The sequence below is a fragment of the Acidovorax facilis genome, from assembly GCF_023913775.1.
GTDB lineage: Bacteria > Pseudomonadota > Gammaproteobacteria > Burkholderiales > Burkholderiaceae_C > Acidovorax > Acidovorax facilis.
On the sequence record NZ_JAMXAX010000181.1, the window covers coordinates 1 to 10179 of the forward strand.

13 protein-coding genes and 1 pseudogene are annotated in these 10179 nt (G+C 53.2%); 6 read left to right on the forward strand and 8 right to left on the reverse strand.

The features are described 5' to 3' along the window. Positions 1-147 precede the first annotated feature (147 nt). A pseudogene (locus NFX52_RS27850) lies at positions 148-510 on the reverse strand (DUF932 domain-containing protein); the annotation flags it as partial. Positions 511-1015: 505 nt separating this feature from the next. After that, a complete protein-coding gene (locus NFX52_RS27855) occupies positions 1016-1180 on the reverse strand; it encodes a hypothetical protein (RefSeq protein WP_156358877.1) in 165 nt (54 codons plus the stop codon). A gap of 181 nt (positions 1181-1361) precedes the next feature. Between NFX52_RS27855 and NFX52_RS27860 the strand changes: the two genes are divergently transcribed. The 5 genes from NFX52_RS27860 to thcA are packed head-to-tail and all read left to right on the forward strand — an operon-like array spanning position 1362 to position 5939. Next, positions 1362-1853: a toll/interleukin-1 receptor domain-containing protein gene (locus NFX52_RS27860; protein ID WP_082437659.1), complete on the forward strand. Its 492-nt coding sequence runs from the start codon at positions 1362-1364 to the stop codon at positions 1851-1853. Positions 1854-1894: 41 nt separating this feature from the next. Further along, complete coding sequence (locus tag NFX52_RS27865; RefSeq protein ID WP_082437657.1) at positions 1895-2494, forward strand: TIR domain-containing protein; 600 nt, start codon at positions 1895-1897, stop codon at positions 2492-2494. Positions 2495-2530: 36 nt separating this feature from the next. After that, positions 2531-4150, forward strand: a complete 1620-nt coding sequence (locus tag NFX52_RS27870; protein ID WP_082437656.1) for a CBASS cGAMP-activated phospholipase — start codon at positions 2531-2533, stop codon at positions 4148-4150. A gap of 50 nt (positions 4151-4200) precedes the next feature. Then, the gene (gene thcB4, locus NFX52_RS27875) at positions 4201-5343 is read left to right on the forward strand and encodes a Thoeris type III anti-phage system protein ThcB4 (protein WP_082437655.1); all 1143 of its coding nucleotides are present in this window, start codon (positions 4201-4203) and stop codon (positions 5341-5343) included. Between the two features lie 2 nt (positions 5344-5345). Beyond that, positions 5346-5939, forward strand: a complete 594-nt coding sequence (thcA, locus tag NFX52_RS27880; protein WP_055402259.1) for a Thoeris type III anti-phage system protein ThcA — start codon at positions 5346-5348, stop codon at positions 5937-5939. A gap of 59 nt (positions 5940-5998) precedes the next feature. On the opposite strand, the gene NFX52_RS27885 is transcribed toward thcA, so the two are convergent. The 3 genes from NFX52_RS27885 to NFX52_RS27895 are packed head-to-tail and all read right to left on the reverse strand — an operon-like array spanning position 5999 to position 8327. Beyond that, positions 5999-6661, reverse strand: a complete 663-nt coding sequence (locus NFX52_RS27885) for a uracil-DNA glycosylase (protein ID WP_082437654.1) — start codon at positions 6659-6661, stop codon at positions 5999-6001. Then, positions 6639-7793 carry a nucleoside triphosphate pyrophosphohydrolase family protein gene (locus tag NFX52_RS27890; RefSeq protein ID WP_082437658.1) on the reverse strand — a complete coding sequence of 385 codons (1155 nt, stop codon included), beginning with the start codon at positions 7791-7793 and terminating at the stop codon, positions 6639-6641. Before NFX52_RS27890 ends, NFX52_RS27885 begins: the two co-directional genes overlap by 23 nt. Positions 7794-7796: 3 nt before the next feature. Further along, positions 7797-8327: an Nmad2 family putative nucleotide modification protein gene (locus tag NFX52_RS27895; RefSeq protein ID WP_252635924.1), complete on the reverse strand. Its 531-nt coding sequence runs from the start codon at positions 8325-8327 to the stop codon at positions 7797-7799. On the opposite strand from NFX52_RS27895, the gene NFX52_RS31180 reads away from it, so the two are divergent. Continuing rightward, positions 8241-8474: a hypothetical protein gene (locus tag NFX52_RS31180; RefSeq protein ID WP_238385791.1), complete on the forward strand. Its 234-nt coding sequence runs from the start codon at positions 8241-8243 to the stop codon at positions 8472-8474. The two genes, NFX52_RS27895 and NFX52_RS31180, sit on opposite strands and share 87 nt — an antisense overlap. Positions 8475-8490: 16 nt before the next feature. On the opposite strand, the gene NFX52_RS27905 is transcribed toward NFX52_RS31180, so the two are convergent. The 3 genes from NFX52_RS27905 to NFX52_RS27910 are packed head-to-tail and all read right to left on the reverse strand — an operon-like array spanning position 8491 to position 10045. Next, on the reverse strand, positions 8491-9465 hold the full coding sequence (locus NFX52_RS27905) for an IS5 family transposase (protein ID WP_252635925.1): 975 nt from the start codon (positions 9463-9465) through the stop codon (positions 8491-8493). A 50-nt stretch (positions 9466-9515) separates the two neighbouring features. Further along, positions 9516-9578 (reverse strand): Nmad2 family putative nucleotide modification protein, encoded by a 63-nt coding sequence (locus NFX52_RS31185; protein ID WP_238385673.1) that lies wholly within the window; start codon positions 9576-9578, stop codon positions 9516-9518. After that, on the reverse strand, positions 9578-10045 hold the full coding sequence (locus NFX52_RS27910; protein ID WP_055399947.1) for a TIR domain-containing protein: 468 nt from the start codon (positions 10043-10045) through the stop codon (positions 9578-9580). Before NFX52_RS27910 ends, NFX52_RS31185 begins: the two co-directional genes overlap by 1 nt. Between the last annotated feature and the right edge of the window lie 134 nt (positions 10046-10179).

Here is a 10179-nt window from a genome sequence, read left to right on the forward strand (position 1 = left end):
ACGACGCGCTGTTGGCGTTCTTGAAGAGTCTCTAGCCGCTGCCTCCTATGTCCCGTGTTGCATGGCCGCCTTTACGAGGCGGGTCAACGTAGCACTGGACATAGTTCGATGCTGGACATAGTTCCGCCTATGCCCAACGGGACATAGGCGGAACATTCCGGCCAGCATCTGATAGCTGCTGGTGCCATCGTGCGAGTTCAGCAGCACGATTTCGTTAGCCTCCGCACCGTTGATCTGGCTGGCGTGGCGCAGACGCAGCATGTGTTTGGTGTGCTCGCGCTTGCCTTCATCGCGCACGCGGGTTTGCGTCACCATGAAGGGCTGGAAGCCTTCCTTGCGAAGCTCGGTCAGCACGGCGGCCGTGGGGATGTAGCTGTACCGCTCGGAGCGGCTTTGGTGCGGGGCGTCCGCGAAGATGGACGGGGCCACGCTGCGAATCTGGTCATCCGACAGCGGGTAGTCGCTGCGCAGCGCGGGGGAATGGGAAGCGAAACGGGTTGCAAGCATGATCTTTCTCCTGACAAAGTTGGTTGTTGAAGAAGCCGCACACCGGATTCCTAGATTCGGAGCCCAGCCTTTCGGCTGTTTGGTGCGGTCGGCACGAAGAACCCGGTTGGCCTCGTTGCCACCGTCTTTCCTGAGTTCATCGCCCGCGACGGAAGGGAGCCCGTGGACGGGGGCCGTCAAGGAGGCAAGCGCAGGGTTGGTGCGGCCCGCAGGCGCAGCCGAGGACACGGCCCTGCGCGCCTTGACGGCACACGGCCGCGGGCTACAGTCGCGAGCAAGGTGATGGAGTCAGGAAAGATGGCTGGACAGGCAACGGCCCCTTCCGCCGCCGACCGCACGGCAAGCGCAAGCGCGCAGGCCCGAAGCTGGAAGCCGGGCCGCAGGCGTTAGCCGAGCAGCGCGAGGGAACGATGGAAGCCCGAATGGGGCGAGACGCCGAAGGTGGCTCGATGCGAAGCACGACAGCGCGACCGGCCATGTTTCTTGGCCGGGGACGCCCATGAATCGGTTACGGTGATGGACATATCCCAGATGCGACGGGAGGCCTCATGCTCTGGCGTTTCTCTGGTGAACCGCTTGGCCACCGTGCCGAATCGGAGTCCAGTTTCTGGAGGAAATCGCGGCTGTTGGCCAGCACCAGCATGCGTTGCTCATCGGTGATGAGTGCGTTCATGGAGAACACCTGAGGGATGCCGGACGGAATTGCCCGTCGCCTCTAAGTCATCGCGCAACAGTAAAGCGACCATGAAGGCGGTAGAGCGCGCGCAGCCTTGACGACGAGGGCGCCATGACTAAATGGTGCCGGCTCGAATACAGTTATGCATATCGTTCCGGCGCCCACTCTAATTCTCATCATGACCATACCTCAGCAACAACTTCGCGCAGCAGGCAGCCAGTCCACTATACGCAGGAGTGCACCCTCTCCAGGTCAGAAGACCGCCTTTTTGTGCCATAGCCACCATGACCAACAACTAGCTATTGGGCTACAGGAACTTCTCCGAGCGCACGGCATGGATCTTTACATCGATTGGCAAGATCCCTCCATGCCATCACAGCCATCTGCAGAAACTGCAGCGAGACTGCGACGCCGCATTCAAATGTGCGACTGGTTCCTATTTCTCGCCACACAAAACTCAATGAACTCACGCTGGTGTCCTTGGGAACTTGGACATGCAGATGGCACCAAGAAAAACGATCGAATTCTCTTGGTGCCCACGTATGACGGATCCAGTACGCATGGGTCTGAGTATCTGAATCTGTACCAGCGCGTTGATATCGCAAGTGATGGGAAATTGGCTGCTTTTGGGGCAGGTACCACTCAGGGAACTTATGTAAGATTTCTGTAAATAAGAGTCCCCAATTGAATTGACAAGGAAAAGAGCAATAGATGACACGTCGGACCTTCTTCAGCTTTCACTACAACAATGACGTTCAGCGAGCATGGGTTGTAAAAAACTCGCAGGTCGTTAAAGACCATGAGGACACAGGATTCTTTGATAGTTCAGCTTTTGAGAAGGCCAAGAACGAAAATCCTGAATCTCTTAAACGATTTCTGCGCAAGGAAATGACAGGCTCCAGCGTGGTAAGCGTTCTTATTGGCGCTGAAACTGCTGCGCGACGCTGGGTTCGTTTCGAGATCATGCAAGCTGTTTGGGATGCTCGTGGCCTCATGGGCATACGAATTCATTCCATTGGAGACTGGCAGGGTCATCCTTCCGCAGTCGGACCGAACCCCTTCGACTTGCTTGGTGTATATACGAAGGATAAAAAAATGTGCCTTGTCGAGCGCTCAAACACGGATAGTAAGTGGACCTACACCAGTGATTTTGGTCAAGACATCATTCCAAAGTGGCCATACACTGCCAGTTTGCCACCTGAGGGTAGCACTCCATTAAGCCGATTTTTCAACGTACACAGTTGGTCTTCCAATGCGCACAACGAGATCGAAAACTGGCTTGAGGCCGCTGCAAAGCAAGCAGGCCGATAAGTTGCGGCTGGTTTTTTTAATAATTTGAATATATACATGACATCAAGACAACCTCTTGCAGGCGTGAGAATTCATCTCTCGGGCTCTGCTCCAGATGAGCGACAAGAAGAAATATGCTTATTTGTAAATAAGCTTTCGTCAAGAATATTTAGCGAAGGAGGGTCGGTGGTTCATGGAAGTCACCCGTCCTTGTCGAAGCCGCTAGAAGATGCTGCAAGAAAATTTATTGAAGCAGGAGGTGAGATTGGATCTTTGACATTGGTTCGCGCTCAAAAATTTGCTGTAACAGATGAACAGAGTGCAGAAATAGAAATTCAGCGTCAATATGCAACAGTGCAAGTTGTTCCTGCGGAAGCAGACGGGGAAAGTCGTAGCGATTTAACTCCGATGCGAGATTGGATGGCCGACCGATCTGATGTGGTCATCTGCGTCGGAGGCAAGTGGTGGGATACAAACAAGGCAAAATCTGGCGTCCCCACCGAACTTGATGCGATGCTGGAGCTTGGAAAACCAGGATTCGTTGTCGCAGGATTTGGGGGTGCAATTGCAGGTTATTTAAAGGATCAGCAGAGCCTGCCGTCAAGATTACAAAATGGGCTATCTGAAAATGTAAACCGTGAAATTGCAAATGACACATCAATCGAAAGGATTGTAGAAACCATTGTCAATCAGATAAAACTTTTACCGCTCGTGCGACGCAGTGTTTCACGTGGGCGTAACTTTCGGATTCTTGCTCTTGATGGAGGAGGCTTGCGAGGGGCTTTCACTGCCGCCGTTTTGGCAAAATGGGATGATATGCTGAAAAGTGGCGGTGGTAACGGTTTAATATCGCACTTTGATTTGGTGGCTGGTACATCGACAGGTGCAATACTCGCGATTGGGCTTGCCCTTGGAATTTCGCCCCGCGATATTTTAAAATTTTACCAAGAGCAAGGGCCGTTAATTTTTCCAAAAGATAGGAAGCTTCGACATTGGTTGAAATCGAAGCATGAGTCTTCCACACTACGGGATTTGCTCCAGAAGGTATACGGAGATAAAAAAATATCGGATACCTCGTGCTGTAGGCTTGTTATTCCCACGGTAAGGGCGAAGCATGGACAGGCTGAAGCTATTGTGACTGCTCATAGTCCAGATAGAACAGCATTTCGGGACATCTCAGCGGTTGATGCTGCGCTTGCATCTTCAGCGGCTCCTACGTATTTTGACGAATCTGTATGGGATGGGCCAATTGCACCTGAATCTTTTCTCGATGGCGGTGTTTGGGCCAACAATCCAATTCTCCCTGCCTTGGCAGAAACCGTTCGTTATCTAAAAATACCATTAGATCGAATAGATGTCTTAAGTGTCGGCACGATGGGTAGCGAAAGTGATTTCACGGAATCTCTGAGTAGAGGGAAGGCTGGATGGGCGCCCAATAGTGCTGATCTTTTCTTTGCGGCTCAAGAGCATGGAGCCTTGGTTTTGGCAGAAAACTTCCTTGGCCCCACACGACATCTTAGGGTTAATCAGAAAACCCCGATGGAGATTAAACTCGATGATGCGGAAGCAATTGAAGACATGACCGAACGAGGTAATGACGTTGGCAAGGATTCTTTTGTTGCAGTTCGATCGAGATTTTTGGATGGAATGTTTGCCCCCGCATGGCAGAAATTTTGATTTTTGGAAGAATGCAACACCTGCTCAGTCATTGTATTGACTAGAAAAATATGCCCGCTCTATATCAGCTCGCAGTACTTGGAGCACCAAGTGCTTCTCAAATTTCTGAGCTTGAAGATATCGTAGCTCGCGGCGTAAGCATGTTCAATCTGCGGCTAGGTCATGAGGTTGGTTGGGAAATTTGTCCCGAATCATTCGAGCCCCAGCAGCAAAGATCAGCAGCCGCTGTTTTCTTTGGCGGAGAAGATGCTCCTCTTGCCAATGTCGCAAAGTTGTTGGAGCGCGGTATCCCATTGCTGCCAGTAGCGTCCGATGTTGGTCGGATTGGCTCGGAAATTCCTGCACTACTGCAACCGCTCAATTGCCTGGTGTATGCCGCAGGTGGAGCACAACGCGTCGCGACAGCATTGCTGGAATGCGCGGGGCTTCTTCCACGACAGCGTCGGGTCTTTGTGAGCTACCGGCGAGGCGAAGCCCGCGAAGCCGCGTTACAACTATTTGACGCTCTGTCCGCTCGGCTTTTCGATGTATTCCTCGACACACACGGTATCCCACCTGCTGAGGACTTCCAGACCATGCTGTGGCATCGGCTTTGCGATTCCGATGTGCTTGTGATGCTCGACACACCCGGCTATTTTGAAAGTCGCTGGACAAGCGCCGAGTTCGGACGTGCGCTGGCCAAGGGGATCAGCGTTCTTCGGGTCGGTTGGCCGGACGCCACACCTTCTGCACGCACGGCCACTGCAAGCCGGGCGGAACTGTTAGCCGAAGAAGTGAACCCAGACACAGGGCGCTTAGCTGATAGTGCAGTAGAGCGGATCTGCTTGCAACTTGAGGAAGTTCGAAGTGAGAGCCATGCAGTGCGTTCCGTCAATCTTGTGAGCAATCTGCGCAACGCCGTCCAAACGATTGGTGGTCAAGTAATCGGGGTGGGAAGCAACAAGGCAGTCCATATCCGACTAGCAGATGGCCGGGCAGTTGTGGTGTATCCCACTGTCGGAGTTCCCACATCGACAACACTGCATGATGCTGCGACAAATTCACCCCATCAGTCAGTCGCCGTTGTCTATGATCACGTCGGCTTACATCCCCGCTGGCTAGGGCACTTGGACTGGCTTGGCCAGCACATCCATTCCGCACGCTGGGTCAAGGCGAGCGAAGCGGGTTGGCAATTCGCAGATTGGGCGACTTGAGCATGAGCGCAATCTTCCTCTCAGCTAGCGTGCCACTTGTTGGTCGCGGCACTTACCATGAAACAGCCAATCCGTTTCTTATCCAATGTGCAGTACGAGAGCTTGCTATCGCTGTGATTCGTCAGCACAAAATTGTCTGGGGTGGCCATCCCGCCATCACGCCGATGATCTGGGCAATCTGTGAAGATTTAGGTGTAGATTACTCGCAGTCAGTAATTTTGTATCAGAGCAAATTCTTTGAAGATCGCTATCCTGAAGAGAACAAGCACTTCCAGAATGTTGTTTATACGGAAGCAATTTCCAATGACCGGGCTGCGAGCTTGTTGGCGATGCGTGAGCAAATGCTATCGCGCCGAGACCTAGTTGCCGCAGTGTTCATTGGAGGCATGGAAGGCGTGGAGGCAGAGCACGAACTGTTTAAGCACTTTCACCCAGCAGCCAAGGTATTGCCTGTCCCTTCACCAGGAGGAGCGGCGTTGAATCTTGCCAAAGAGCAAGGCTACTTCGCCGATGCAGCGCTCGCCGATGTGGACTTTGCTCGCCTATTTCACGCTCACCTCTCCATGCTTATCGAAGGCCAGGCGATTTCATCATAGCCGCTTCAATCTGACGAGCTAGCTCAAAGGAAGTGCGCAAAAAAGATATCAATTCTGATTCAAAATAATGTTTGAACCTGCTGAGGGTATCCATAGAGTTCCGAAATTTGATTTTGGAATTGTGTTTGGCCACCGTAACTTGGATGTCTCACACAAATAACGGGCACTGTCTCCGTGATGCGATGGGCAGCGGCGGCGGCATCATTTCCTATAGCGACGATACGAGATGGCCGCAGTAGACCAATGAGTTGCTGCAGCAATTCTTCGCCAGCACGTCGTTCACGAGCATTGTGCTGCCGGTTGGTAAACGGATCATTAGATTCATGCGGATGAAGTGGGAAGACGTTCCATAGAAAAATGCGAGCATCAATGTGCTCAAGCATGTTCCAAATGACCGCAGCAGTCCGTTCTGCCACGGCGCTTCCTATTGTTGGTCTCCCTGCAGTGAGATCAAGATCCCAACGCTTGGCATGCTGCGAAATGTGAACGTCATCCGTTAGGGCCAACCCTGTGCGGCGACCCCCACGGTATCCAAGGTCCCTGCCAATCCATATTGCATCAATCGGCTCCTCCAGCGCACAACGCAGCGTCGCGGAAAGAGCGGCAGCTCGGCGTCGGGGAGCATCCCGATGATCATGGATTTCACAGCGATCTGAATATGGATTGAAGCAGTCTTCGAACTGCAACGAAGCGACAGCTTCAACGAATGGGTGAATATTCATTTTCTGACTCAAGTGGCATGTATGTAATGGTGCGCAGTTCTCGATTTCCCACGATCCACCCCCCTTGATTCGCCTTGAGCTGCCGAAAAACGGCGTACCCCTCCAGAATCGCTTTTTCCCATAGTTTGAGAGGGCATTTTTCCACTTCATACCCACTCACAAATTCACTAATGGTTTTCAGAATACCCAGAGAAACTTTTCCCTGATTCTCAAAAAAATTCAGCTCTTTGGCTTTAGAGAAAATCCAGGCTGCAAGCCCTTCCTCCACGACAATGGCCCTGCCACTGTCCTGCTCTTCATCATATGAAGGATTGCTTTTCCGCTTGTGCTTGATTAGTGCGCGGATGACGGGCGACCAATGCAAGACGGCCATATAAGAAAAATGAAAAACATCATGAAACCGATAACCATCGCGGTCGGCGATATTATCGGTAAGTGGATCCCCAATGAATACGCCATTCCATTGAAGATAGCTCTTGCCGCTTCCGCGCTGATTGACCCTAATTTTGAACTCTCTGGGAAGCTGCTCTTCGATTCCGAAGGTGTTATCGAAATCCAGGCCCACCAGATCAACCGCCTGTGGCTCCAAGAATGCGCCCCGAGCCTTCCGAAGATTCCCTCGTGCAACATCCGAAAAAGCCAACTTGGCTGCGTGGGTCGCATCAAGATAGGCCCGCGCGAAAGCTACTAAGTCAGCTCGCTCAGGCTTATTTCCCAACAAGGCTGCGGCTGCTTGCCCCAGACGCACCAGCGTAGCATCCAACGAAATGGAGGGCGCAACAGGTATGGCGATGTATGCCAGTACGCCTGTAGCGATATCGCTTGCTGCACCTACATTTTTGAAATTCCCGTGATTTGCCGCTTCTGTGAAGATTTCTTCAAGAGGAACCTGCATGCGCCGGCAGATAGCAGCTAGATACCATAAAGTATCGCCGAATTCTTCTTCTGCTGCCAACCTGAAACCGGGGTAGGCAGATTTTTCGCGCACATGCTTTTTGGCTGTGGACATTATTCCACCGACTTCTCCATAAAGTCCTTGAAGAACAGGATTGAAGTCCGTCGAGCCGAGAACATCTGTGGCTGCAACTTCGGCAGCGTATTCTGATAATAGGAGGGAGCCTTCCTTTTGCATCATTTACTTCCGGAGAGTCAACCATTCAAAAGGCGCACCCTGATAGCCATTCATGCCCAAGCTGCGAACCCATTGTTGGAAGTCCACTATCAATTGTGGATCATCAAAGATGGTCAAACCTATTCCAGCTTTGCATAGGTGACGGCCTTGCCAATCTTTTAGTGCTTCGGGGAACCTCGGTCCCTCTCCACCAAAGTACACGAAATCATTGCTGATAAGGACTCTATTCGCTCCTGTATCGCGAGCAACGTGCCTAGCATTGAGGGTGCCATCCGGGCTGGAGTGAAAAGAGTCACGTTGCTGCCAATCTGCCCCTGGCGCAGATCTGAAGTAGATGTTGTCTCCACAACTCTGCTTCCGGGCACCGCTGCGATATGGCTTCTTTGACTCAAACCGAGGGTCCACGCCATATTCGTCAAATGTCAGAATTTCGGTGATTCGCATCGCATGTACCAGATGCCCGCCACGTCGGATATTGCGATCATTGCTGCCGCTGCCGACAACCCAATCACCGATGTCAGCGCCCTTGCGAATACTGGGCTTGCATGTCGCAAGCGTGCAGTAACCGTAAAGGCTACGCTGAACAAGCCGTCGAAAATTTCCGCGCAAACCTGGATGACGCAGTTTTTTGGACTTTTATGCCTCTCGCGCGGCCCATTTGGGCAGTTCGCGGGGCGCTGAGGCCCGATTTCCGCCCTTACGGGCGCACCTGTCCCAACAGATGACTGCGGCACAGGTAAATGTTGGCCAGCGCCAAGGCCGTGAACGCCCGCGTAGCGTTCTTCTGAAGCCCGCGGTAGCGCACCTTGGTGAATCCCCACAGGCGCTTGACCACCGCAAAGACATGCTCGACCCGGGCACGCACCCGCGATTTGTTGCGGTTCTTGGCCCGCTGAACTTCGTCCACCTCGCCCGCACGGCGGGTGCGCTGGTTGGTGAAGTCCTTGGCCTTGGGGGCCTTGCTCGCTATCAGTGCTTTCTGGCTGGCATAGGCCGAGTCGCCGTACACACGCCGCTCATTGCCATGCAGCAGATTGGGCAGAGGGTGTTTGTCATGCACGTTGGCCGCCGTCACCACGGCGCTGTGCGCCAGCCCGCTTTGGCTGTCCACGCCAATGTGCAGCTTCATGCCGAAATACCATTGCTGGCCTTTGCGTGTCTGGTGCATATCGGGGTCGCGCGCCTTGTCGGCGTTCTTGGTGGAGCTGGGCGCTGCGATGATCGTGGCATCCACGATGGTGCCGGTGTTGACCTTGAAGCCGCGCTCCTGCAATTGCTGGCCTACCTTGGCAAACAGGGCTTCACCCAGTTTTTGCTCATTGAGCAGTTTGCGAAACTTCAGCAGCGTGGTGGCATCGGGCACGCGCTCGCGGCCCAGGTCAATGCCCACAAAGCGGCGCAGGCTGGCACTGTCGTACAGGGCCTCTTCGCACGCCAGATCGGCCAGGTTGAACCAGTGCTGCAGGAAATGGATGCGCAGCATGCGCTCCAACCCAATGGGCGGACGGCCGTTGCCGGCCTTGGGGTAGTGCGGCTCTATCACCTGGCACAGGGCGGCCCAAGGCACTATTGTCTCCATGGTCCGCAAGAACTCTTCACGTCGGGTGGGCTTGCGCGACTGCTCGAATCCGTTGTCTTGATCTGCGGCCATTGCCAGGGTCTGCTGCTTCATCTGCGGATAACGTTTGAGAAGCGACAACGGTGGACCTTGATCAGCATTGCCTAAAATGGATTTGGAGCAAAACCACTGTCGTATCGCACCACGTAAGAGTGAATGCGCGCCATCAGCAGGGATGCCTTTTCAGCGGTACCGGGGCACACGCACCACCGTCAGGCTTCTCCCATGTATCTTTCCCGTTGATCGCATCAATGATTGAAGCACCGTTCCAACCGACTAAGGCATCGGCGTACTCTTCCAACGCCTCAGGGATGTCGCATTCTTTCTCACCGTGCTCCCAAACGCCGACAATGCGCTTACCTTGCTTTGCCGCATATTCAATTTCCCAATTAACCCAATCGCTGTCCTTTGTCTGGGGTGAAACGTAGCAAATGAAGACGCCCGCCCAGTTGATCGCAGGTGCCAGAATTTGCGTCTTTATGTAGTGCTCATCGGTGGCATTGTTGAACTTCCCTGTATGAATGGAGGAATCTCTGACATCCAGACCCTTCGGAGCCAGTAGATCCTTGAGCTTCTGGAGCCCATGATCGTCCTTGTGGACATGGCTGATAAAAACGTTCCTCGTCTCCGCCACTTGCTACCTGTCACATCCCGGACGATTGCATAGACTTCAAACGCTATCCACTCTTCATGGCGCGAGCGGTTCTAAAGGAGTTGATAGAGTCCTTGCAATCCACCCAGGGAGTGAAGCCATGTTGATAGCCCTGC

Bases quoted from the DNA above. Each gene is read 5' to 3' on its own strand.
- NFX52_RS27855 (WP_156358877.1), bottom strand. From the start codon at position 1,180: ATGAACGCACTCATCACCGATGAGCAACGCATGCTGGTGCTGGCCAAC.
- NFX52_RS27860 (WP_082437659.1), top strand. From the start codon at position 1,362: ATGACCATACCTCAGCAACAACTTCGCGCAGCAGGCAGCCAGTCCACT.
- thcB4 (WP_082437655.1), top strand. From the start codon at position 4,201: ATGCCCGCTCTATATCAGCTCGCAGTACTTGGAGCACCAAGTGCTTCT.
- NFX52_RS27865 (WP_082437657.1), top strand. From the start codon at position 1,895: ATGACACGTCGGACCTTCTTCAGCTTTCACTACAACAATGACGTTCAG.
- NFX52_RS27885 (WP_082437654.1), bottom strand. From the start codon at position 6,661: ATGAATATTCACCCATTCGTTGAAGCTGTCGCTTCGTTGCAGTTCGAA.
- NFX52_RS27890 (WP_082437658.1), bottom strand. From the start codon at position 7,793: ATGCAAAAGGAAGGCTCCCTCCTATTATCAGAATACGCTGCCGAAGTT.
- thcA (WP_055402259.1), top strand. From the start codon at position 5,346: ATGAGCGCAATCTTCCTCTCAGCTAGCGTGCCACTTGTTGGTCGCGGC.
- NFX52_RS31180 (WP_238385791.1), top strand. From the start codon at position 8,241: ATGTACCAGATGCCCGCCACGTCGGATATTGCGATCATTGCTGCCGCT.
- NFX52_RS27905 (WP_252635925.1), bottom strand. From the start codon at position 9,465: ATGAAGCAGCAGACCCTGGCAATGGCCGCAGATCAAGACAACGGATTC.
- NFX52_RS27870 (WP_082437656.1), top strand. From the start codon at position 2,531: ATGACATCAAGACAACCTCTTGCAGGCGTGAGAATTCATCTCTCGGGC.